Source organism: Streptomyces lancefieldiae, assembly GCF_031845825.1.
GTDB lineage: Bacteria > Actinomycetota > Actinomycetes > Streptomycetales > Streptomycetaceae > Streptomyces > Streptomyces lancefieldiae.
In genome coordinates this window covers 1-254 of record NZ_JAVRFH010000453.1, presented here as the reverse complement: position 1 = coordinate 254, position 254 = coordinate 1, and the positions used below count along the sequence as shown (strand labels likewise).

The following is a 254-nucleotide window of genomic DNA, read 5'->3' as shown; positions in this document are numbered from 1 at the left end:
GGTCCTGGTGATTGATGAAGTCGGCTACATCCCGTTCGAACCGGAGGCAGCGAACCTGTTCTTCCAGCTGGTCTCCGGCCGCTACGAACGCGCCTCCGTGATCGTGACCAGCAACAAGCCGTTCGGAAAAGCGCACATGTTCCGGCGAACCTGTGCCAGGCGGCACCGAAACCCACCAGGTTCGGCGAGGCTCAGGTGCTCTCCAGGCGGTGGCTCTTGTGCCAGGCCGCTCTGAGGGCTTCGAGTTCGGAGTG

The 254-nt window shown here is 63.0% G+C and carries 1 pseudogene; it reads left to right on the top strand.

The features are described 5' to 3' along the window. A pseudogene (locus tag RM812_RS43515) lies at nt 1-130 on the top strand (ATP-binding protein); the annotation flags it as partial. Between the last annotated feature and the right edge of the window lie 124 nt (nt 131-254).